The organism is Bacillus sp. TE9106W, from assembly GCF_054062215.1.
The window spans coordinates 59,656-83,024 of record NZ_JBSSFA010000004.1; the positions used below are offsets into that span (position 1 = coordinate 59,656).

At 34.2% G+C, this 23,369-nt stretch carries 27 protein-coding genes and 1 pseudogene; 7 read left to right on the forward strand and 21 right to left on the reverse strand.

Annotation, left to right across the window (positions count from 1 at the left end; translation table 11 throughout):
• The first annotated feature begins 53 nt into the window (after nucleotides 1-53).
• Nucleotides 54-1,136 carry a chitinase gene (locus tag ACVWY7_RS09310; RefSeq protein WP_000932463.1) on the forward strand — a complete coding sequence of 361 codons (1,083 nt, stop codon included), beginning with the start codon at nucleotides 54-56 and terminating at the stop codon, nucleotides 1,134-1,136.
• A 195-nt stretch (nucleotides 1,137-1,331) separates the two neighbouring features.
• On the opposite strand, the gene ACVWY7_RS09315 is transcribed toward ACVWY7_RS09310, so the two are convergent.
• A complete protein-coding gene (locus ACVWY7_RS09315) occupies nucleotides 1,332-2,225 on the reverse strand; it encodes a metallophosphoesterase (RefSeq protein WP_144507592.1) in 894 nt (297 codons plus the stop codon).
• 196 nt (nucleotides 2,226-2,421) lie between these two features.
• Between ACVWY7_RS09315 and ACVWY7_RS09320 the strand changes: the two genes are divergently transcribed.
• A complete protein-coding gene (locus ACVWY7_RS09320; RefSeq protein ID WP_000110518.1) occupies nucleotides 2,422-3,237 on the forward strand; it encodes a formate/nitrite transporter family protein in 816 nt (271 codons plus the stop codon).
• Between the two features lie 142 nt (nucleotides 3,238-3,379).
• On the forward strand, nucleotides 3,380-3,652 hold the full coding sequence (locus ACVWY7_RS09325; protein ID WP_001043904.1) for an HU family DNA-binding protein: 273 nt from the start codon (nucleotides 3,380-3,382) through the stop codon (nucleotides 3,650-3,652).
• A 31-nt stretch (nucleotides 3,653-3,683) separates the two neighbouring features.
• On the opposite strand, the pseudogene ACVWY7_RS09330 reads toward ACVWY7_RS09325, so the two are convergent.
• The 15 genes and pseudogenes from ACVWY7_RS09330 to ACVWY7_RS09400 all read right to left on the reverse strand — a co-directional run.
• A pseudogene (locus tag ACVWY7_RS09330) lies at nucleotides 3,684-3,764 on the reverse strand (GNAT family N-acetyltransferase); the annotation flags it as partial.
• Nucleotides 3,764-6,181, reverse strand: a complete 2,418-nt coding sequence (locus tag ACVWY7_RS09335) for a heavy metal translocating P-type ATPase (protein ID WP_001005305.1) — start codon at nucleotides 6,179-6,181, stop codon at nucleotides 3,764-3,766. The gene ACVWY7_RS09335 and the pseudogene ACVWY7_RS09330, both read right to left, overlap by 1 nt.
• A gap of 95 nt (nucleotides 6,182-6,276) precedes the next feature.
• A complete protein-coding gene (copZ, locus tag ACVWY7_RS09340; RefSeq protein WP_000436976.1) occupies nucleotides 6,277-6,483 on the reverse strand; it encodes a copper chaperone CopZ in 207 nt (68 codons plus the stop codon).
• 188 nt (nucleotides 6,484-6,671) lie between these two features.
• Entirely contained in the window at nucleotides 6,672-6,974 is a 303-nt protein-coding gene (locus ACVWY7_RS09345; RefSeq protein WP_000349636.1) for a metal-sensing transcriptional repressor, read from the reverse strand.
• Between the two features lie 290 nt (nucleotides 6,975-7,264).
• Nucleotides 7,265-7,492 carry a hypothetical protein gene (locus ACVWY7_RS09350; RefSeq protein ID WP_000849102.1) on the reverse strand — a complete coding sequence of 76 codons (228 nt, stop codon included), beginning with the start codon at nucleotides 7,490-7,492 and terminating at the stop codon, nucleotides 7,265-7,267.
• Nucleotides 7,493-7,751: 259 nt separating this feature from the next.
• Nucleotides 7,752-8,687, reverse strand: a complete 936-nt coding sequence (locus ACVWY7_RS09355; RefSeq protein ID WP_000509818.1) for a cation diffusion facilitator family transporter — start codon at nucleotides 8,685-8,687, stop codon at nucleotides 7,752-7,754.
• A 39-nt stretch (nucleotides 8,688-8,726) separates the two neighbouring features.
• Entirely contained in the window at nucleotides 8,727-8,972 is a 246-nt protein-coding gene (locus tag ACVWY7_RS09360) for a ferredoxin (RefSeq protein WP_000903525.1), read from the reverse strand.
• Between the two features lie 64 nt (nucleotides 8,973-9,036).
• Nucleotides 9,037-9,753, reverse strand: coding sequence for a 2,3-diphosphoglycerate-dependent phosphoglycerate mutase (gene gpmA / locus ACVWY7_RS09365; protein ID WP_000594120.1), 717 nt, complete (start codon nucleotides 9,751-9,753; stop codon nucleotides 9,037-9,039).
• A 74-nt stretch (nucleotides 9,754-9,827) separates the two neighbouring features.
• Nucleotides 9,828-10,193 (reverse strand): ArsR/SmtB family transcription factor, encoded by a 366-nt coding sequence (locus ACVWY7_RS09370; RefSeq protein WP_001287981.1) that lies wholly within the window; start codon nucleotides 10,191-10,193, stop codon nucleotides 9,828-9,830.
• A gap of 168 nt (nucleotides 10,194-10,361) precedes the next feature.
• Entirely contained in the window at nucleotides 10,362-11,180 is an 819-nt protein-coding gene (locus ACVWY7_RS09375; RefSeq protein WP_001098338.1) for an alpha/beta hydrolase, read from the reverse strand.
• A gap of 16 nt (nucleotides 11,181-11,196) precedes the next feature.
• The gene (locus ACVWY7_RS09380; protein WP_000025760.1) at nucleotides 11,197-12,018 is read right to left on the reverse strand and encodes an ABC transporter ATP-binding protein; all 822 of its coding nucleotides are present in this window, start codon (nucleotides 12,016-12,018) and stop codon (nucleotides 11,197-11,199) included.
• Nucleotides 12,019-12,032: 14 nt separating this feature from the next.
• The gene (locus ACVWY7_RS09385) at nucleotides 12,033-13,055 is read right to left on the reverse strand and encodes a FecCD family ABC transporter permease (RefSeq protein WP_000920460.1); all 1,023 of its coding nucleotides are present in this window, start codon (nucleotides 13,053-13,055) and stop codon (nucleotides 12,033-12,035) included.
• Complete coding sequence (locus tag ACVWY7_RS09390) at nucleotides 13,048-14,055, reverse strand: FecCD family ABC transporter permease (protein WP_001173074.1); 1,008 nt, start codon at nucleotides 14,053-14,055, stop codon at nucleotides 13,048-13,050. The genes ACVWY7_RS09385 and ACVWY7_RS09390 overlap by 8 nt, the downstream gene beginning before the upstream one ends.
• 27 nt (nucleotides 14,056-14,082) lie before the next feature.
• Nucleotides 14,083-15,048 (reverse strand): iron-hydroxamate ABC transporter substrate-binding protein, encoded by a 966-nt coding sequence (locus ACVWY7_RS09395; protein ID WP_073524575.1) that lies wholly within the window; start codon nucleotides 15,046-15,048, stop codon nucleotides 14,083-14,085.
• Nucleotides 15,049-15,347: 299 nt separating this feature from the next.
• A complete protein-coding gene (locus tag ACVWY7_RS09400; RefSeq protein WP_000668831.1) occupies nucleotides 15,348-16,106 on the reverse strand; it encodes an exodeoxyribonuclease III in 759 nt (252 codons plus the stop codon).
• Nucleotides 16,107-16,260: 154 nt separating this feature from the next.
• Here ACVWY7_RS09400 and adaA point away from each other — a divergent pair, with 154 nt between their 5' ends.
• From adaA to alkA, 3 genes are read left to right on the forward strand one after another with little or no spacing between them, the layout of a single operon-like run.
• Nucleotides 16,261-16,857, forward strand: a complete 597-nt coding sequence (gene adaA, locus ACVWY7_RS09405) for a bifunctional transcriptional activator/DNA repair enzyme AdaA (RefSeq protein ID WP_000551313.1) — start codon at nucleotides 16,261-16,263, stop codon at nucleotides 16,855-16,857.
• Complete coding sequence (locus ACVWY7_RS09410) at nucleotides 16,838-17,368, forward strand: methylated-DNA--protein-cysteine S-methyltransferase (protein ID WP_073524578.1); 531 nt, start codon at nucleotides 16,838-16,840, stop codon at nucleotides 17,366-17,368. The genes adaA and ACVWY7_RS09410 overlap by 20 nt, the downstream gene beginning before the upstream one ends.
• Nucleotides 17,365-18,276: a DNA-3-methyladenine glycosidase II gene (alkA, locus tag ACVWY7_RS09415; RefSeq protein ID WP_073524579.1), complete on the forward strand. Its 912-nt coding sequence runs from the start codon at nucleotides 17,365-17,367 to the stop codon at nucleotides 18,274-18,276. Before ACVWY7_RS09410 ends, alkA begins: the two co-directional genes overlap by 4 nt.
• Nucleotides 18,277-18,314: 38 nt before the next feature.
• On the opposite strand, the gene pepT is transcribed toward alkA, so the two are convergent.
• Nucleotides 18,315-19,547 (reverse strand): peptidase T, encoded by a 1,233-nt coding sequence (gene pepT / locus ACVWY7_RS09420; RefSeq protein WP_073524581.1) that lies wholly within the window; start codon nucleotides 19,545-19,547, stop codon nucleotides 18,315-18,317.
• A 193-nt stretch (nucleotides 19,548-19,740) separates the two neighbouring features.
• Here pepT and ACVWY7_RS09425 point away from each other — a divergent pair, with 193 nt between their 5' ends.
• Entirely contained in the window at nucleotides 19,741-20,379 is a 639-nt protein-coding gene (locus tag ACVWY7_RS09425) for a YczE/YyaS/YitT family protein (protein ID WP_105989192.1), read from the forward strand.
• Nucleotides 20,380-20,469: 90 nt separating this feature from the next.
• Here the strand turns inward: ACVWY7_RS09425 and ACVWY7_RS09430 are convergent, their stop codons facing one another.
• From ACVWY7_RS09430 to ACVWY7_RS09445, 4 genes are all read right to left on the reverse strand, one after another.
• On the reverse strand, nucleotides 20,470-20,787 hold the full coding sequence (locus tag ACVWY7_RS09430; protein WP_073524583.1) for a hypothetical protein: 318 nt from the start codon (nucleotides 20,785-20,787) through the stop codon (nucleotides 20,470-20,472).
• 323 nt (nucleotides 20,788-21,110) lie between these two features.
• The gene (locus tag ACVWY7_RS09435) at nucleotides 21,111-21,686 is read right to left on the reverse strand and encodes a histidine phosphatase family protein (protein WP_073524585.1); all 576 of its coding nucleotides are present in this window, start codon (nucleotides 21,684-21,686) and stop codon (nucleotides 21,111-21,113) included.
• A 30-nt stretch (nucleotides 21,687-21,716) separates the two neighbouring features.
• Nucleotides 21,717-22,532 (reverse strand): alpha/beta fold hydrolase, encoded by an 816-nt coding sequence (locus ACVWY7_RS09440; protein ID WP_073524586.1) that lies wholly within the window; start codon nucleotides 22,530-22,532, stop codon nucleotides 21,717-21,719.
• A 184-nt stretch (nucleotides 22,533-22,716) separates the two neighbouring features.
• A complete protein-coding gene (locus ACVWY7_RS09445; protein WP_000800661.1) occupies nucleotides 22,717-23,121 on the reverse strand; it encodes a VOC family protein in 405 nt (134 codons plus the stop codon).
• Nucleotides 23,122-23,369: the final 248 nt, after the last annotated feature.

Genomic DNA, 23,369 nt, shown 5'->3' on the forward strand with positions numbered 1-23,369 from the left:
ATTAAATAAACAAGATTATACATCTAGACAACTTTTTGTATAGGAGTGTTGATATGTTAAACAAGTTCAAATTCATTTGTTGTACGTTAGTCATTTTTTTACTGCTACCACTAGCGCCCTTTCAAGCACAAGCAGCAAACAATTTAGGATCAAAACTACTCGTTGGATACTGGCATAACTTTGATAACGGTACTGGCATTATTAAATTAAGAGAAGTTTCACCAAAATGGGATGTAATCAATGTATCTTTCGGTGAAACTGGCGGTGATCGTTCCACTGTTGAATTTTCTCCTGTGTATGGTACAGATGCAGAGTTCAAATCAGATATTTCTTATTTAAAGAGTAAAGGAAAAAAAGTAGTTCTTTCAATCGGTGGACAAAATGGGGTCGTTTTACTTCCTGACAATGCCGCTAAGCAACGCTTTATTAATTCCATACAATCTCTAATCGATAAATACGGTTTTGATGGAATAGATATTGACCTTGAATCAGGTATTTACTTAAACGGAAATGACACTAATTTCAAAAACCCAACTACTCCTCAAATCGTAAATCTTATTTCGGCTATTCGAACAATCTCAGATCATTATGGTCCAGATTTTCTATTAAGCATGGCTCCTGAAACAGCTTATGTTCAAGGCGGTTATAGCGCATACGGAAGCATCTGGGGTGCATATTTACCGATTATTTACGGAGTGAAAGACAAACTAACATACATTCACGTTCAACACTACAACGCTGGCAGTGGCATTGGAATGGACGGTAATAACTACAATCAAGGTACTGCAGACTATGAGGTCGCTATGGCAGATATGCTCTTACACGGTTTTCCTATAGGTGGTAATGCAAATAACATGTTCCCAGCTCTTCGTTCGGATCAAGTCATGATTGGACTTCCTGCAGCACCAGCGGCTGCTCCAAGTGGTGGGTATATTTCTCCAACTGAAATGAAAAAAGCTTTAGATTATATCATTAAGGGAATTCCTTTCGGAGGAAAGTATAAACTTTCAAATGAGAGTGGCTATCCTGCATTCCGCGGTCTAATGTCTTGGTCTATTAATTGGGATGCAAAAAACAACTTTGAATTCTCTAGTAATTATAGAACATATTTCGATGCGATTCCCTTGCAAAAATAATAAAAACAACAATAGGTTTTATATGACCTATTGTTGTTTTTATTTATGCAAATTATTTTTTCACTTCTACATGATGAAGAGATTCTTTTCCATCTCTTATATAACTATCTATGAGATTTAAAAGTGATTTACTACCGATTAACATCACTCATTCATCAATATCAAGTTGAGAATGATGATGCGGAATTGAATACATTAGTTACTATTTTGCTTCAACACAAATACTGAAAGTTCAGGTACACTCCAAAATCTAACAGGCATTCGGGTTGTCCCAATCCCTCGATTTACATATAAATATAATGGCTTGTTCTTCCCTTCTAATTCATACATACCTTCAACATGACTCTCAGCTAGTTTTGTCGTAATTAACGGACCTATAAAAGGAATTTGAACTTGTCCTCCGTGACTATGTCCTGACAGTTGCAAATCAACCGGGTAACGAGTTACTTTATCTACAACATCCGGCTCATGTACTAATAGCATATTGAAATCTTCTTGTCTTACATGTTTTAAAGTCGAATCTATTTGTGGCTTCCCTAATAAAAAATCATCTAAACCTGATATTGTAATATACTTGCCGTTTTCCGCTTTAATTTTCTGCACTTCATTTACTAACACAGTGAAACCAGCTTCCTCCATATATTTTTTATAAAATAAACTACCTCCCCCGCCTCTATCATGATTCCCAAACACTGCATATTTCCCTAAGGGCGCATGTATTTTTTGTAAAATACCTTTCGCTTCTTCTCTTTCGGCTTTATACGATCCAAACTTATCTATTAAATCCCCTGTGAAAACTACTACATCTGGACGTAACGCATTCATCTTCTCCACCAAATTTTCTAGTTGTTTCAGTATGAATTCTGGCCCTAAATGCACATCTGAAAACTGCAATATTTTTTTATTATGAAACTCTTTAGGAATTGTAGAAGCTTCTATTTCATTCCACGTAACTGTTACTAGTTTTCGTTCTATTTCTGTCGCATAGAAATACAAACTTATAGAAATCATTACTATACTTATGAAACTGATTATAGATATGTTGACAATTGATTTTTTCTGTTCTTCTTTTACATGATTCGTATTCATGTTCTCACCTCTAGACGTACTTTAAAGCCTTATTGTTACATGAATGTGACAACACGAACAACGTTAGTTATATCCTATTTCATCCCTGCTCACTTTGACAAATTTATACAGAAGTCATAACATATTTTTATAATACATAGATTCTTAAAAATGTTCCATCTATTTATTTCATCATTTTATTAAGGAGAGATTATTCATGTCTGTATTTACACCAGAAGAAATTACGGAACTTGCTGCTAATTCTGGAAGAAAAAAAGCTCATTTATCACTACTCCCTATGCTAATTCTCGGTTTTTTTGGCGGTGCTTTCATAGCATTAGGGTATTTACTCGATATTCATGTTATTGGAACAATTCCAAAGGCTTGGGGATCATTTACTAGTTTTCTAGGTGCCGCTGTATTCCCTATCGGTCTTATACTCGTTATTCTTGCAGGCGGTGAGTTAGTAACTGGTAATATGATGACCGTTTCAATGGCGTGGCTTCATAAAAAAATCGACTTATTTCACTTCATTCGAAATTTAGTTATTGTTACGTTTAGCAACTTCATAGGTGCTGTATTCGTTGCTTATTTTTTCGGTCATATCGTCGGATTAACAGAGGGAGCTTTTTTAGCGAAAACAGTTTCTGTTGCGCAAGCTAAACTACAAGATACACCACTACAAGCTTTCATTTCTGCAATCGGATGTAATTGGCTCGTTTGTTTAGCTGTTTGGCTCAGTATGGGAAGTAAAGAATTTATCGGAAAGATTATCGGTATTTGGTTCCCAGTTATGACTTTTGTTGCAATTGGATTTCAACACGTTGTAGCCAATATGTTTGTCATCCCAGCTGCAATTTTTGCCGGTCATTTAACTTGGATTGATTATTTTCCAAACTTTATTTTTGTTTTCTTTGGAAACTTAGTAGGCGGTATGTTATTTGTGGCATTACCTTATTTTATATCTTATAAAAAGAAACTGCCTTCCAAAGAAGAACAAACTGCATTAAAGAAAAAATCTGTATCCGCTTAAATGGAACGACTATACAGCAATCCTGAAAAATATTACAAATTCTATTTTTTTTTGCGAATATATGTACGTACACTTGTTCTCGAATGTTTTATACGTTATAATAACAACTTAAATAGCAATATTTACATATGAGGTGAAAAACATGAACAAAACAGAATTAATTAAAAACGTAGCACAAAATGCTGAGATTTCTCAAAAAGAAGCTACTGTAGTTGTACAAACTGTAGTAGAATCAATCACTAACACTTTAGCTGCTGGTGAAAAAGTACAACTTATCGGATTCGGTACATTCGAAGTTCGCGAAAGAGCTGCTCGTACAGGCCGTAACCCACAAACTGGTGAAGAAATGCAAATCGCAGCTTCTAAAGTACCTGCTTTCAAAGCTGGTAAAGAACTAAAAGAAGCTGTAAAATAATGAAAAAATAGCCTTCTCGTAAACGAGAAGGCTATTTTTTCATTACATAATTAGTAAAAACCTGACCATTATGCTGTTTCTTGTGTTCCTTTATGCAAATAAAGCCTTTACTTATTTTAACTTCACTCTTTGCAATCGTAATGCATTTAATACGACCGATACAGAACTAAATGCCATCGCCGCTCCTGCAACCCAAGGTGCTAAGAAACCGAACGCTGCAATCGGGATTCCTAAGCCGTTATAAGCTAGTGCCCAGAATAAATTTTGCTTAATATTTCTTATCGTCATTTTACTCATAAAGATTGCATCAGCAATACTATTTAAATCACCACGGATTAACGTAATATCTGCCGCTTCCATCGCTACATCCGTTCCTGTTCCAATTGCCATACCGATATCCGCCGTAGCAAGTGCTGGAGCATCATTTATTCCATCTCCAACCATTGCTACTTTCTTACCTTGCGCTTGCAGTTTTTTCACTTCTTCTGCTTTTCCTTCTGGTAATACTTCTGCAATTACGTGTTCAATACCAACTTGCCCCGCAATTGCCTGAGCAGTTTGCGTATTATCTCCTGTAATCATAACAACGTCTAGACCCATTTTCTTAAGCCTTGTAATAGCTGCTTTTGAAGTATCTTTTACAGTATCTGCAACAGCCACTATACCAGCATATTCTTTATTAATTGCAATAAGCATTGCTGTTTTGCCTTCTCGTTCTAACTCTTCCATCGATTTAGAAACTTCTTCAATATCAATATTGAATTTCTTCATTAATCGGCGTGTACCAATTAATAATTGTTTCCCTTCTACGACTGATTCAATACCGAATCCAGGAATCGCTTCAAACGTTTCTGAACTTGGAATATCAATTTTCTTTTCTTTAATTCCTTCTACAATCGCTTCTGCAAGTGGGTGTTCAGAATTTTTTTCTGCCGCACCTACTAAACGTAATATTTCTTCTTCATTAAATCCATCTGCAACAATTACATCCGTTAACACTGGCTTCCCATTTGTCACAGTACCTGTTTTATCTAGAATAACTGTATCTAATCGATGCGTTGCTTCTAAATGCTCCCCGCCTTTAAATAAAATGCCATACTCAGCTGATCTTCCTGATCCAGCCATAATAGATGTAGGTGTCGCAAGACCTAATGCACATGGACAAGCGATAACAAGTACTGCTATCATTTTCTCAAGTGCTCCGCCAAAATCACCTGGTGTAACAAATATCATCCACACTGCAAATGTAATAATAGCAATCACAACTACAACCGGTACGAAAATACCTGAAATTTGATCTGCTACCCTTTGAATAGGAGCTTTTGAACCTTGGGCCTCTTCTACTACTTTAATAATTTGAGCTAACGCAGTATCTCTTCCTACCTTAGTTGCTTTCACTTTTAAAAATCCATTTTTATTCATTGTAGAACCGATTACTACATCCCCAATTGTTTTATCAACTGGAATACTTTCACCTGTTAACATTGATTCATCTATTGCTGACTTTCCTTCTACAATCTCACCATCTACCGGAATTTTTTCACCAGGCTTTACATAAACGATATCACCTGCTACTACTTCTTCGATTAAAATTTTCATTTCTGTTCCATCTCGCACAACTGTAGCTGTCTTTGCTTGTAAACCCATCAACTTTTTAATTGCTTCTGATGAACGTCCCTTTGCTTTTGCTTCAAATAGTTTACCTAAAATAATTAGTGTAATAAGTACCGCGCTCGTTTCAAAATATAAATCTGTCATATGTTCCGAAGAACCGATAGATTGAATGCTTAAATACACACTATAAAAATAAGCGGCCGACGTTCCAAGTGCCACGAGAACATCCATATTAGCACTTTTATTACGTAACGCTTTATAAGCCCCAACATAAAACTGTCCACCTATGATAAATTGAACTGGCGTTGCAAGAGCTAGCTGCACCCAAGGGTTCATAAGCATATCAGGTAAATAAATAAACGATGTAAATGAGAAATGGCTCACCATCGCCCAAAGTAACGGGAATGATAAAATAAACGAAATGATAAATTTCTTCTTTTGTCGTTCAATTTCTTGCAATCGATGATCTGTTGATTCATCTTGCTCATCTGATTTTACTTCCAATTTATATCCTAATTTCGTAATTGCACTTTTCATTTCATTTACATTAATCTCATCAGGATTAAAATCTACTGTAGCTGATTCCAAAGCGAAATTTACTGTCGCCCCGTTCACACCTTCTAACTTATTTAAACGCTTTTCTACTCTATTGGCACATGCTGCGCATGTCATTCCTGAAACAGTAAATTCAGCTTTATCACTTACAATTCCATATCCTAACGATTCAACTTTTTCCTTAAATTGTTGCGGATTTGTTTTTTGGGGATCATACATTATTTTCGTTTTTTCAAGTGCAAAATTTACATTTGCATCATGAACACCTTCTACTTTTTTCAGACCTTTTTCAATTCTATTTGCACATGCCGCACATGTCATTCCTGATATTTGCAGATTGGCCTCTTTTTGTTCATTCATGTCTCTCACCTCTATATACCCTTATGAGGTATAATTATTAGCAAAATAAATCGTACTTCCTATAAAGTACGATTTATTTCCATATCTAAAAATAATTATTGAACATCGTATCCTTGATCTTCGATTACAGCAACGATATCTTTTAATGTTACAACTGACGAGTCGATAGTAACTTCAACAGTTCCTTCTGCTAATTGAACTTTCACTTGTTCAACACCGTTTAGCTCTTTCACACTGCTTTCGATAGCATTTACACAATGTCCACAAGACATACCTTCAACTTGTAATGTTAACTGTTCCATTTAAAATCCTCCTCTTGTTTCTTCATTGTTTGTTAATCACAACCTCATCTTACCATACCCCCCTAAGGTAATCAATGGTTTTGTGTCATGATTTTTCAATTTTTTTCTAAAAGTTTATTTTACACACACTTTTTCACACCCATACAAGGATAAACAAAAAAACAAGCCAGTTACATACTAGCTTGTTTTTACGCTTTTGAAAAACGTTCAAAGACTGTCATTAATTCTTCAATTGCTTCGTCACCATTACCATCTTTAATTGCACCTGAAACACAATGACTCGTATGGTTTTTTAATACACCCATTCCTACTTTTTTCATCGCTGCATTAATCGCTGAAATTTGCACTAAAATATCCACGCAATAACGATCATTTTCAATCATATTTTGAATACCGCGGACCTGTCCTTCAATTCTCTTTAATCTATTTATAATTTGTTCTTTTTCTTTTTCTGATCTATGTGTTACTGCTTCATGCTCTTTATGATCCATATTATCACCTTCTTAAAGTTTCTCTTCATCCAATAAAACAACTGTTTTTATGAGTATACCAATTATAGCATTAAATATCTATGCATGATACCCCATATGAGTATATTTCCGCTTTATGATTATTCTTAACACATTGTTAGCTTCTCAGTCTCAATTTTCATTATACCCTTTCCTTTTTTCAAAAAACAATAATAAGCGGGGATTGTCCATCCCCGCTTATTATTCATCCCCAAATATAAAAGTCTCAATCTTCACACGTTTAAATTGAGACTTTTTCTTCCTATATATAATTATTGCTGATCACATACTTTTGCGTCATTCACTACTGAAGTTCCTTCAACGGTCACCGTATGAAAACAATCATTTACACGAACTGTCACAACGTTATCTTGCCGATCAATAATATGATATTCATTAAAATTTTTATTCAGAGCACTACGAATTTGTTCTCCTTCATAAATTGGGATGCCATGAGATAAAACCCAAATAAGTCCAGCAATAGCAAGAATTGTTTTCATACGATCTACCTCCTTGAGAATATAGTGAACTTTTCATCCATGCTTTTTCAGCTCTACGAATCATGATTGGAATGAACCAAGCCTTTTTGGAAATAAGTTCATTTCGTCTATTTTATGTTTATGCTAATTGTGACCGAATTGTGACAACTTTTTGTCTCTTTAGACGAAAAGTTGAAACAAAACTTTCAAAAAGGACAATTCTACTTGTCAAAACAAAAGGCTATGGAGAATTTCTCCATAGCCTTTTGTTTGCATTTTATTAGACAATCATTTCATTATGTTTAATGTTAAGTGTTTCAATTTGAATTGTAGCATGTTCAATATGGAACTCTTGTTTTAACATATCAATAATTTTTTGAAGTACTGCTTGATCATCCTGTTTTTTATCAATCATTACATGGACACTTAATGCGTCTAATCCAGATGTAATTGTCCAAATATGAAGATCATGTAAATCACGTACACCTTCTACTACTTTAATCGCTTGCTTCACTTTCTCTAGTTCAATTGCAACGGGTGTACCCTCCATAAGTATATGAATGGAATGTTTTGTTACTCCCCACGCGCTTTTTAAAATTAATAAAGCAACAACTACGGAAATAATTGGATCTGCAATATACCATGAGAATAACGACATAAGTACACCAGCTACTAATGCTCCCACTGATCCTAAAGCATCTCCAAGAACATGTAAATACGCGCTACGTAAATTTACATTATTTTTCACATCACCTTGTCTCATAAGCGCCCATGCACTAATTAAATTTGCTAGTAAACCAATTGATGCAATTAACATCATTGGACCACTTGCAACAGTTGGTGGTTCAAAAAAACGACCAATTGCTTCCCATACGATAAGCCCCGCTACAACAAATAACGTAATTCCATTAATTAATGCCGCTAAAATCTCAAAACGATAATATCCATACGTTTTTTTAGAAGTGACTGTTCTAGCAGCTAATCCAATAGCAATTAAACTTAATAATAATGAACTTGTATCACTTAACATATGTCCTGAATCAGATAATAAGGCCAAACTATTTGTAACTAGTCCCCCGAAAAATTCAAGGAACATAATAGTTGCTGTAATCACTAAAGCTGTAATTAATCCTTTTCTATTTCCTTTCCTGCTTTCCTCAAAATGATGATGTTCATGAGCATGCCCATGATGATGGTGACCATGATGATGTCCCATATAAATTCCTCCTTTTTATTTTTGTCTTTAATTGTTTCTCTAATCGACTTTCACTTTATTTATAAATGGCTCTTTTCTTATTCGAATTGAATTTGTTGGGCAATTATCACTAGCCGCCAACATTGCCTTCAAAAAAGTTTTTGGGATTCCAACTACCCCTTGATTGTTATCTAATACACCAAATGCCTTTCTACTTCCATCTATTTGATATATATCCGGAGTTATAGAAGTACATAATCCACATGCCTCACAACTCTTTTTATTTACGATAGTATAATGTAACAATCAAAATCACCTCCGCTATTAAATACATTACATAGGTAGGGTATATTATATAGTTTCCTTTTCTTTAAATACTTCTTTCTTTAAATACTTCTTTCTTTAAATAATAATGACGAATTGGCTTCAATTCATTATTTAATTCATATACTAACGGTGTTCCTGTTGGAATATTTACATTTTCTATATCTTTATCTGAAATTTGATCTAAATGTTTCACTAAAGCACGTATTGTATTTCCATGCGCTACAATAATTACTTGTTTACCTGCTTTTACATTAGGGGCTATCTCTTCATTCCAATATGAAACAACTCGTTTCTTTGTATCTTCTAGATCTTCTGTACGGGGAAACTCATACTCTTTTAAATCTCTATATTTCGGATGTGCTGCTTCATATCTTTCGTCATTTTTTGTAAGTGCTGGTGGGCGCACATTTGTTGAACGTCTCCATAAAGTTACTCGTTCATCACCATATTTTCTTGCTGTTTCTTCTTTGTTTAATCCTTGAAGTGCACCGTAATGACGCTCATTTAATTTCCATGTTTTATGAACAGGTATCCACATCAAATCCATTTCTTCGAGAGTAATCCATAAAGTACGCATCGCTCTTCTCAAAACAGATGTATATGCGATATCAAATGAGAAGCCATTAGCTTTCAGCATTACTCCAGCTTCTTTTGCTTCTTTCATACCTTTAATTGATAAATCAACATCTGTCCAACCTGTAAACCGATTTTCAACATTCCATTCACTTTGTCCATGTCTTATTAAAACGAGTTTAATCATACTTATTATCTCCTCTCCTTTGAAAGTTGCATCTTCATAAAGAAGTATCTTTATGAAGATGCATGGTTACATATTTAGTTCTTTTTGTTTATTTCACTACTATGACTAAACGCTAATTCAATTAATCCATTTACATGAGAATCATCTAATGAATAAAAAACAAGCTTTCCTTCTTTACGCTTTTTTGCTAAACCTATCGTTTGTAATAATCTTAAGTGATGCGATGCTGTTGCTATACTACCATTAATAATGCTTGCGACATCACGTACGCAAAGTTCCTTTTCTGTATACAACGCATAAGCAATTTTTAAACGTGTTTCATCTGCAAGTGCCTTAAACATTTTCGCTACACTACTTATATTTTCTTTCTCTAGCATATCACTTGCATGTTTTATTTTTTGCTCATCATGATAACAAAGTTCACAATGCTCTTCACTCATATGTAACACCCCTTATTCAAATGTATATTTGATTATGTATGTAGTATACCTTATAAACGAGAAACATTCAAACGTTTATTTGAATGTTTCTCGTTTATACCTTAAATATGTTTATACAAAAAAGAACCCTACATACTATAGGATTCTTTTTTGCTACTATCAATTATTCTACAACTGACTAATAAATCTCAACCCTTTACTTAAAGAAGTTGGCACAACTGATGCATGATTCTCCCCTTCAGCCTCATAAAACGTAAAACGAAACTGATCGTGTTTTACTTGGAGAAGGCGCTCTGACAATTCATTAGCACCTACAACCATATGCTCTCGTTCTAGTGAACCAACTGTAAGAAATACTCTTGTTTTAACCTTTGCATTGTTTAATTCATTTATAAGATTTTCTTCTTTTTCAAGCACAGATTGGTTATTCCACCAAATAGATGGACTACTTATAAAATAATTTTGAAAGGCATTTACGTTTGTAAATAATATATGTAAAGCAAATAGACCACCTAGTGAATGCCCAAATAATGTTTGTTTTCCTTTATCAATTTCAAAATCCCTTTCAATTTGCGGCTTTAATTCTTCTTCAATAAAAGTAAAGAAATGATGTGCTCCTCCTGTTTTTGGCCAAGGTTTACCATCTGGTTTTAAAGCCGCATCTTTTGAAATTACGCTAGGCGTAAAATCATAGCATCTTTCTTCACCTGAAAATGCCCCTTCGATTGGATAACCAATACCTACTATAATGGCTGGTGGAACACCTGTTTTTTCTGCTCTAACTGATTGTATTTTAACCGCTTCATGGAATGTTTGAAAAAAGGCATTACCATCTAATACGTAAATGACAGGATATCCTGACTCTGGTGCTGGTTGCCTCGGCTTTGAAATATGAATTTGATATTCCTTACCATCTAATTTTGAATACATGTTCCACTGTTCAGTATTAGATGTTACAATCTGCTGTTTTTCAATAGTAGTGTTCATTTTATATTCCCCCCTTTTAACTTGTTACATATATTTCTACTTTTTCTTCTTGAGATACAACGCTATCATAACCGAAGCAAACAGGAGACCCATTATACGGATCAATCATGACACGCGCATCAATATGAAATACTTCTTTTAACACTTCATTTGTAATGATTTCTTCTGGGCTACCAGTTGTAACGATTTCCCCTTCCTTCATTGCAATAATTTCATCTGAAAACCTTGCTGCATGGTTAATATCATGTAATACCATAACGACCGTACAATTATGGTCTTTATTTAATTTCTCCACAATTTGTAATACATCTAATTGATGAGACATATCAAGATATGTAGTTGGCTCATCTAATAACAACACTTCTGTCTCTTGTGCCAAAGCCATCGCTAGCCATACCTTTTGTCGTTGACCACCTGATAAATTTGCAATTTGTCTCGTTCGAAATTCAGAAGTTTTCGTTATATCTAATGCCCAGTCAATCATCTCTTTATCTTTTGAAGTTAACTTATTTACATTATTTCGATGTGGATAACGTCCATAAGAAATTAATTCTTCTACTTTAAGCTCTCCTGGTGCAATTGGAGTTTGCGGAAGTAGCGCTAACTGCTTCGCAATTTCTTTCGTTGGAATTGTATGTAAATCCTGTCCTTGCAAATATACTTTACCACTCTTTTGCTTTAAAATTCTTCCCATTGTTTTTAACAGTGTTGATTTACCGCACCCGTTTGGTCCTATAATTGTCGTTACTTTTCCTTCTTGTATTTCCACATTTAAATCGCGAAACACTGTAAGCTTTTCATAACTTGTTTCTAAATTTTTCGCACTTAAAATACTCACTTTTATTCCTCCTCTTACGCTTTCGCCTTATAAAGTAAATATAAGAAATAAGGTACACCGACAATAGAAATAACGATTCCAACTGGTAACTCTACAGGTGTGAAAACTGTTTTTGCAATAAAGTCTGAAGCAATTACAAGAAACATTCCAATTACTCCGCACGTAGGAATGATATGCTTATGCTGAATACCGACAAGTCTTTTCGCTATATGCGGTGCCATTAATCCGATGAAACCAATACTTCCTGAAACTGCAACACATGCGCTTACAAGTCCAATACTACTTAGTAGTAAAATTGATTTCTCTCTTTCTACTGAAACACCTAAACTTGTAATACTCGTTTCTTCCAATTGAAATAAATCTAATAAATAAGCTTTCTTTTGTATAAGTGGAATTAGTATGATAAGCCACGGTAACATTGCAATAATATACTTCCAGTTTGCACTATATATACTGCCTGACACCCAAACTGCAGCCATCTCGAAATCGGTTGACTTCATTTTGAGTGATAAATACATAGAAAATGCTCCAAATCCTGATCCAATTGCAATCCCTGTTAATAAAAGACGCTGCGAATCTAACTTACCATTTTTCCAAGAAAACAGATAAATGATAATAGCTGCACCTAATCCGCCTACTAAACCAAACATTGGCATCATCATAATAGAAACCCAGTCTGTGCTCTTTAATTGCCCTTGAAAGAAAAACATAAAAATAACGATAGCTGTTCCTGCTCCGGCATTAACTCCTAAAATACCTGGGTCTGCCAATCCATTTCTCGTAATACCTTGAATAACAGCACCGGCAACGCCGAGACCTAATCCTACTAATCCAGCAATTATGATGCGCGGAAGACGAAACTCAAAAATAACTAAATCATGGTCTGGTACTGGATCTATTCTAAGGAGTGTTTTACATACATCTGTAATCGTAATATCAAACGTACCATTCGTTAAACTAATATAAATAGCACATAGTATTAAAAATATACTAATCCCCATCGTCATTCCAAAACGTTGACTTGAACTTTTAAGCATGTCTCTCTCCTCCTCTTGTACGGATTAAATAAAGGAAGAAAGGAATTCCAATTAAGGAGGTAACGACTCCAATTGGTGTTTCAAATGGATAGTTTACAAACCTACTTAAAATATCACATAACGCTAGAAAAACACCGCCAATAACGCCTGCGCATGGCAAAATCCACTTATAATCTACCCCAATTATAAAGCGAGTAATGTGCGGAATAATTAAACCTACAAAACCAACTTTCCCCACTAAAGCAACTGCCGTTCCTGTTAAAAAGATAACTGATAAAATAGCCATCGCTTTAACTAGTTTTGTACGCTGCCCTAGGTTAATAGAAACTTCTTCTCCTAAAGAAAGAATCGTAATAGATTTTGATATTAACAGCGCTAAAACTATTCCAATTATCCCAAACGGTATCGTAATTTTAATGATATTCGGGTCTACTTGGTCTAATTTTGCATTAAACCAAAAACTAACATTTTGAGAAATTTGGAAATATGAAGCCATTGCAGCAGACACACTGCTTAAAAATGTTCCAATAACTGTCCCAATAATCGCTAACCGAACTGGCGATAAACCATTTTGAAGGAGCGAACCAAAACCAAACACGATACCTGCTCCTAGTGCAGAACCAATCATTGAACATACAACCATACCAATTGATGACATTCCCGGAAGAAAAATCATACAAAGTGTAATAACAAAGGCTGCCCCATCCGTCACACCCATAATAGAAGGGGATGCAAGATAGTTTCTTGTCATCCCCTGCATAAGTGCTCCTGATATGGCTAGAAATGCTCCGACTAAAAGAGCTGCAACTACCCTTGGCAAACGTGAAGTAATAATAATATTATGATTTACATCGCTTGAATCAAAATGAAATAATGCATTCCACACTGTTTGAGCATCGATGTTTTTCGCACCATATAATACAGAAAGTATAACTGTAAATAAAATCAATACGGGTGCTATACATAAAATGGTTACTGGTACCGCATTCGTTTTCTGCATATCATTCAACGCACCTTACTTATTGTATTATTTAGATAAATTTTCCACTGCTTCTTTTAAGAATGCTGTTTTACTCCAAGCTGTACCACCTTGTGCCATTGGATCAACAACGTTTACAAATACTTTCTTTTCCTTCGCAGCATTCATACTTTGCCAAATTGGATTACTTTCAATTTCTTCTAACACTTTCGGGTTTTTATTTTCAGTTGTTTCATATTGTAAGAAAATATAATCTGGGTTAAGTTCAGCAAGTTTTTCAAACGAAATCTTCTCTTGTGCTTTTACAGTTTTCAATTGTTCTGGAGCAGTTAGCCCAAGGTCTTTATAAATTACAGGATTGAAGTATACTCCTTCTGGATATAAGAATAATTCGTTTGCTCTTAGTCTGATTACAAGAACTTTTTTGTCTTTTAACTTATCTCCTAGTTTTGCTTTTGCTTTTTCAGCGTCCGCATTGTAATCTTTAATAATTTTTTCTGCTTTATCTTTTTTACCAGTTAATTCTCCCATTAACTTTAAGTTATCTTCCCAATTTGTTGAAACATGTGATACCGGGAATGTAGGAGCTACTTTCGTAAATTTTTCAGCTGTTTCTGCTGGGAATTTCGTACTAGATGTAATAACGTCTGGTTTTAATTGAAGTAATGTTTCGAAATTTGGTTGCATTTTCTCACCAACAGATTTCGCACCTTCTAAATCTTTCTCCAGATACTTTGGTAATTTACCACCAACCGTAATCGCACCAACTGGTTTAATTCCAAGTACTGCTGCATCTTCCATTGACTCTAAACTAGCTGTTGCAATTTTATCTACTTTTGCTGGCACTGTATATTCTTTACCTAAATATGTAATTTTTCGTTTTTCGTCTTTTTTCGTCTCACTAGCCTTTGTCTGTTGAGTTTTTTCTCCTGAAGTTTTATCCGCACTATTACATGCTGCTAGCCCTACACTTAAAACTGTTACCATGCCTAATGTAATTAACTTCTTATTCATCTTTAAATATCTCCTCTCGAATTTCCAAACTATATTCTCAATAAAATTTAACTATATGAAACTTGTTCTACATATATATTTTATTAGATTAATAATTCTATCCAGAACTCATTCTCGTTCACTTCCCCTAAGCTATAATTCTTTTATACCTCATCCATTGATAATCTTTTTCATTGATAATGATTATCGTTACTAAGTATATATTTAATATGCAATTATTTCAAGAAAGATTTGAAAAATTTTAACAAACTGAATTAAAAAAGAAGTATCCGCCTAATGTTAGGTGGATACTTCTTTTTTTAGAAATTTATATGTAATTCAACTGGGCAATGGTCTGACCCCATTACTTCACTATTAATTTTCGCCGCTGTTATTTGGTCTTTCATTCTCTCGGAAACAACAAAATAATCTAAACGCCATCCAATATTTTTTGCTCTTGCTCCCATTCGATACGACCACCACGAATATGCGCCTTCCTGATCAGGATATAGATAACGATACGTATCAATAAATCCTTCTTCTAAAATACATGTAAACTTCTCTCGTTCCTCATCAGAGAATCCAGGGTTTTTACGATTACTTTTTGGATTTTTCAAATCGATTTCTTTATGGGCAACGTTTAAGTCGCCGCAAAAAACAACTGATTTCTTCTCATCCAATCGTTTAATATAGGCCCTGAAATCATCTTCCCATTTCATTCTGTACTCTAAACGCTCTAATCCTCGTTTGGAGTTTGGTGTATATAACGTAATGATGTAAAAATCTTCGAACTCTAAAGTAATAACTCGTCCTTCTTGATCATGCTCTTCAATGCCTAAACCATAAGTAACAGAAAGCGGTTCTTTTTTCGAAAAAATAGCCGTCCCTGAATATCCTTTTTTCACAGCATAATTCCAGTATGTATAATATCCCTCTACATTTAAATCAATTTGCCCCTCTTGTAATTTAATCTCTTGTAAACAAAATATATCAGCATTTGATTCCTCTAGATATTCTAAAAATCCACCTTTTGCGATAACTGCACGCAAACCATTTACATTCCACGAAATGAACTTCACTTATAGTCCTCCTCTTGATGTTTCTTTCCAAATTTCATGCTATCACAAAATAGAAAAACAATCATATTTTCACCTTTGTAATCTTGCTCTTACATTTATGAATACATACATACGCACTTTATTCAGGTTATACTAATTTCAGAGGTGATGTTCTTTGCACAATGAAGGAGTTACGTTAACAAATGAGCATTGGCAAGCAATTATTCATAATGATTCTTCCTATGATAGCAAATTCTTTTATGCCGTGAAATCAACCGGGGTTTTTTGCCGACCGTCATGCAAATCAAGAATACCGAATAAAAACAATGTACGAATTTTTCATCATGCAGAGCAAGCATTAAGTGAAAACTTTCGCCCGTGCAAACGTTGTAAACCAAATGGGCTCACTTTACCTAATGAAGAGTGGGTAGAACAAATTAAAGAGTATATCGAAAAACACTTTGATGAAGCATTAACTCTAGACATACTTGCGGAAATGTGCCATGGTAGCCCCTTTCATTTACAACGCACTTTCAAAAAAATGACAGCAATAAGTCCGATAGAATATATACAGCAGTTCAGAATTGTTAAAGCAGCAGAACACCTTTTACACACAAATCAACCCATTAAAGAAATTAGTACTGCCGTCGGGATAGAAAACCCAGAATATTTCGCAACTTTATTTAAAAAGAAAACTGGGTTTACCCCTACTGAATATCGAAAAAAGAATGAAATGAAAGAGGGATACAATAATGAATTCCTACAAAAATAAATTTATATATTGGACGCTACTTACACATGCAAATTGGAAGTTTCATATTGCTGCAACTGAAAGTGGGCTATGTTTCATTGGATCACAAGACGAACAATTTGAGGAATTAAATATATGGGCTAGAAAAAAACTGCCACAACATATATTGATTCATAGTCCAGATTACTTGCAAGTATATACAAAAGAAATTATTGAGTATTTAAAAAACAAGAGAGAAACTTTTACATTCCCTATCGATGCTTACGGAACTGCATTTCAATTATCTGTTTGGAATACGGTACGTGAAATTCCTTATGGAAAAACATATTCTTATACAGAAATTGCAGATAGAATTCAAAAACCTACAGCGGTACGTGCCGTTGCGTCTGCTATTGCTGCCAACCCAATTCTCATTACGATTCCTTGCCACCGTGTTATTGGAAAGAATGGCAAACTAACTGGTTTTAGAGGTGGATTAGAAATGAAGAAAGAATTGCTTGCATTAGAAAAATTACAGGTGGAATTCATATGACAGCCGAATATAGTAACGCATTAACTTTAACAGTTCCAACAGAATTTAGTTTTCAAGAAAATTTACGCTATCTATCCCGTTCTAACAATGAATGTATGTTCCACATTGAAGATAACAAAATTTATAAAGTTATCCCTATTCACGATGTAAATCCTTTAGTTGAAATTAGTATGAATGCGGATGATACTATTCAAATACGTTTTTTAGGAGAAGCCTATATCTCTGCAAAACCGATACGCGATGCTGTAGCTAACTATGTAACTGAATGGTTTGATTTAACTACTGATTTAGCTCCCTTTTATACATTAGCTAAACATGATGTACTCCTTCAAAGACCAATTGAACAATATTATGGCCTTCGTACTTTAGGTATTCCAGACTTATTTGAGGCACTTTCCTGGGGAATTATCGGGCAACAAATTAACCTCACATATGCTTATACACTAAAAAGAAGATTAGTCGAGACATTTGGAAGTTATGTAGAATGGAACGATAGAAAGCATTGGATATTCCCATCACCTGAAACAATTGCCAATTTACACGTAGAGGATCTCAAAAATTTAAAAATGACGACTAGAAAATGTGAATATTTAATCGGTATTGCAAAGCTTATTACAGAAGGAAAATTATCAAAAGAATCTTTACTGCAAATACAAGAAGTGAAACAAGCTGAAAAAAGATTAACTGCTATACATGGTATAGGACCGTGGACGGCCAACTATGTTTTAATGCGTTGTTTACGATTTCCTTCTGCTTTTCCAATTGACGATGTTGGTTTGCATAATGCAATTAAATATTTAACAGGTTCTGAAAGTAAACCGACTAAACATGAAATAAAAGATTTTGCGGTAAACTGGAAAAATTGGGAGTCTTATGCGACTTTTTACTTATGGCGAGTATTATACTAAAAAAACCAAGTAGCACATCTGCACTACTTGGTTCTTTTTTAAGCTTGCTCTTCAAATCGTCTTGCAATCTCTATAATAACTTGAACAGCTTTTTCCATAACATCTACCGAAACATACTCAAATTTACCGTGATAGTTTTCACCACCTGTGAAAATGTTCGGCGTTGGTAATCCCATATACGATAATTGTGATCCATCTGTTCCACCGCGAATCGGATGAATGTTTGGTTCGATATTTAAACTTTTCATTGCCTCATATGCAATATCAACAATTTCTCTTACTGGTTCAATCTTTTCAAGCATGTTATAGTATTGATCATTCATTTCTAAAACAACTGCATCTTGTCCATATTTCTCTTGCATTTGTTTCACAATATTTTCAATGGTATTTTTACGCGCTTCAAAATTTTTACGATCAAAATCTCGAATAATATAATATGCTTTACTTTGTTCAACATCACCATTTAAAGAAAGTAAATGGTAGAATCCCTCGTATCCTTCCGTATACTCTGGTGCTTCTTCTACTGGTAAATGCCCATTAAACTCCATAGCTAGTTTCGTCGCGTTACGCATTTTATTTTTCGCTGTCCCCGGATGTGTATTCGTTCCGTTAAACGTTAACTTTGCACCTGCAGCATTAAAGCTTTCATATTCTAAACCACCTAATGGACCTCCATCCATCGTATAAGCGAATGATGCACCAAACGCTTCTACATCAAAATGTGCTGGGCCACGGCCAATTTCTTCATCCGGCGTAAACGCAACTCTAATTTTCCCATGTTTAATTTGCGGATTATGTATTAAATAATTCATTGCAACCATAATTTCTGTAAGACCAGCTTTATCATCTGCTCCTAACAGTGTTGTACCGTCCGTTGTAATAATCGTATGTCCTTTATAAGACGGTAATTCTGGGAACTGTTCTGGCGTTAATACAATATTAAGCTCTTCATTTAACGTAATTGCGTTCCCGTCAAAGTTTTCATGAATTTGTGGTTTTACATTTTCCCCCGTAAAGTCTGTTGCTGTATCTAAATGTGCTAAAAAGCCGATTACAGGAACATCCTTATCCGTATTAGCTGGAAGTGTTGCCATTACATATCCATTATCATCCATCGTTACTTCTGTTAATCCAACTTCTTTCAACTCTTCAACTAATAACTTACCAAACTCAATTTGTCCTGGTGTTGTTGGCACTGTATGACTATCTTCATTTGATTGCGTATCAATCTTTACATATCTCGTAAATCTTTCAATAAGTTCTTCTTTCAAGCTCGTTCACTCCCTTTTATATTTCTTTCTCCATTATAAGCCTTAAAACAAAATATTTTAACTTTTTTGACTGTGAAGGTATATATTCCATTTGCATTTTAATGATTTCCAACAAATTAAGAAAAGCGATAATATTTGCACACTTAAAGCTTCACATGTAACATACATAATAATAAATATGGGAGGTATAAAAATGAGGCTAACTCTCTTTCGCTATTTTCTTTTTTTCTTAGGATTAATTTTCTTTGGCCTTGGGAATGCTCTTGCAGTCAAAGTGAAATTTCTCGGTTTGCATCCTTGGGAAGTTTTAAATATGGCCCTCTACCAAAGATTTGGATGGACCATTGGTACGTGGAGTGTCATATGTGGATTATGTCTCGTTCTCATTTCTTTACTAATAGATCGAAAATATATAAATGTAGGTACATTTTTAAATGCACTACTTATCGGTCCCATTATGGACTTTTTCTTACAATCAAATATCCTTCCAAACGCTAGTGATTATTTATGGATAAACTTACTCATTTTATTTGCTGGTATTGCCATTACAGGTATTGGGGGAGGGATGTACGTTGCGGCTGGGATTGGTGCTGGACCTCGCGATGGATTCATGCTTACTATTTCCGACAAAACAGGTTTATCTATTAGCCGTGCTCGAATCATTGTAGAATGCGTTGTACTAGTTATTGGATTTATGCTCGGTGGTCCTGTTTTTATCGTAACTTTTCTATACACTTTTATTCAAAGTCCCATCTTTCAGCAATCATTTAAGGTGTTTCAAACACTTTTACATACTTTACAAAACAAAGATAAAGTTAGTGAGCATATTTAAATTACAACTTAATACAAATCAAACACCCTATTTACGATTCTCACCGCAGATAGGGTGTTTCTTTTTCATCTCACAATTTAAGAATATATGCTACTCATTCACAATAAAAGTATATACATCGTTATAAATACAACCATTTATCCTAATAACGTACTTCCCGGGTTTACTAAAACGAATTGTGTATTTATTTAGCTGAATTGCTTCTTTATCTCCAGAAAGAACATCAATGCTTCTGCCACTTAATACATATAATTCATTTATATTCATCGATACATCAATTGCGTTGAAATTCTCCTCTTTCACTTGCTGTGATTCCGCAGCGCTTACACTTGGTTCTAAAAACAGTAGTCCACTTAATCCAATCGTTCCCGCTAAAGCTACTCCCGCAAACTTTTTAATCTTTTTCATTACAATGGCCTCCTTATAGATTTTTCGTAAAGGTAATATCCCCCCTTACACCTCAAAGCCTATATGTAATAAAATGAAAAGTAAACGGAGACCGTAAGACAAAATTCTACATCTTTTTCTCCAATTGAATATAAATCCATCGTTTGGAATTTTGTCATATTTAACATTGTTTCCCTAAACCAAATTTCACATAACTTATTCAAATACTGAATAATTACTTATTGATTTAACATTCTAAAAATAATTGATAAAAATGCATTCTATTCAAATAAGAAGATTTCACCATAAAAATAACTTTGACAACAAAATCCATGCAACCAATTTTATTCCGCTTTCCATACTCTCTCTACATTCATTAATTGTTTTTCTTTAAACTCCATCTTATATATATCTGGTTTTGACGTATTCATTAAAAATTCAAAACCATATTGTTTATCGAAATAGTTCATCATTAATGTCATGACAAGACCATGTGTACCAATTACAATTTTTTGTCCTTGAAAATCCATTAATATTTCTTTTAACACTTTCACTACTCTTCTCTGGCAATCCGCATATGACTCTCCTTCCGCTAGTGCATAGCCAGGATTAGAGAACATCTTCTGTACAAGCGGATACACTTCTTTATCTGATATAACTTGATCCCCACTGGAAAACATACACTCTTTAAGGTTTTCATATATTAATATTTCTCTTTCATAGAGATTAGCTGTTTTTTCTATCGTTAATACAGCCCTCTTATACGGACTTGAAATGAAAGTATCGATTCCCTCTGTTTTTAATATATCTGTTACTCTATGAACGTCTAAACTTCCCTTTTCAGTTAAACCACGTGTTCTTTCACCCCCATCTAATTTTGGTGATTCACCGTGTCTAACCATATAAATATATGTATTCATACTTCCTCCTTGAAAATATTCATTCGTTTTTTATAAATTTTGTTGTTTCGTTCGTGTAATCCATTCTCCTACTAAACTCTCGAACAATTCAGGCTGTTCAATCTGCAAATTATGCCCTGCCATATCTAACACCGCTAATGTCGCTCTTGGGTAACCATCAATAATTTCTATAATATCTTGATAACCTACCGATATATCTTGTCTTCCGGCTAATAACAGAACAGGTTTCTCATATTTCTTACGGTGAAAATCTATAGTAAGAGAGTAATTTTTTTGCAACCTTTCAATAAACTCATAATTAGCAACATCTAACCCCGGCTTAATTTCCTCTTGAAATCGCTTATATGTATATTCATTTGCTACTACTGCTAACTCGCTAAATGCTTCTCTTTCGGTAGAAGTTAACGTATTTAAAAACTCCTTATCTTGTACAATTATCTGTTTATCCGGTAAACGTCTTTCTTTTTGCATCACAACAACCACAGGACATATTAATAATAATCCATTGACTCTCTCAAACATTTTTGAAAGTATCCCTCTAGCTAAATATCCGCCAAAAGACTCTCCTACTAGTAAAAAATCTTTCTTTGGAATGATTTCTTCAATAAACATAGTTAACACTTCTAATATATGATCTGAACTATTTATCCAATTTGGAGCGTTCGACTTTCCCATTCCAGGTAAATCAATATATATTCGCTTATAACCTTCATCTTTTTGAAATACTGATTCCATACATTTCATCATTAACCTATGATCGGGCGCACAGCCATGTATAATAAGGACCGGTTTCCCCTCTCCAACAACTTCATAGTATATTTCCGCATCTTTAATTCGCCATAACATAAAAAGCCCTCCCTATTTATACATCCCTTTTGAATAGAAACACTAGCAAACTTATAAGAATACATGCTCTCAATTTACATCCCTCTTCAATTAATTGTCAAATATGAATTTTCAGTTTACAAAAAACCAAAAAACTTCCTCCTATTCTTATTACATAGAAGGAAGCTAATTTAATTTTACCCTATCATAATTTGAAGCCTTGTTCTTCTATTTTCATCAACACAATTCTCCAACCATCTGGGTCCTCAATCGTTATCCCCTTATCTTTCCAATATGGATTTTCTGGTTCCACTTCATCGTATCCCAATGTATGCAGCCTTTTACTCACCTTTTTCATTTCACTATCTTCACTCATATAAAATACAAGTAAATTATCTTTTGTCGGAGCTGGACAAGGACTCCCATCAATATGTCTTGTAAATTCTAAATGATACTCTTCATCTGGGAGCCCAAACATGACCCCATCATAACCTTCATGATCGTAAAATTCACCTATACGTTTTAAGCCTAATCCTTTTTCATAGAATGCTATAACCTCTTCAAACTTATTCGTTGGACGTGCGATTCGAAACTTCACCCAATTTTTCATGATTTTCCTCCCATACTAAAAATTTCATACATGATTACGTATTATTGTACATACGTAACACATTTTTGAAATCACTCATTAGTATAAGAATAAATACATACAAAGGTCTTACTTAAAATAACCTCTATCAGCCAAAAATTAAAATTCAAAAAAGCCCTTATCATTTTATATGCAATTTTGCATCTCTACTTTCAAATCACTAAAAAACCTTTACAATTCAAAAGATGACTAAATATACAATTTCTATT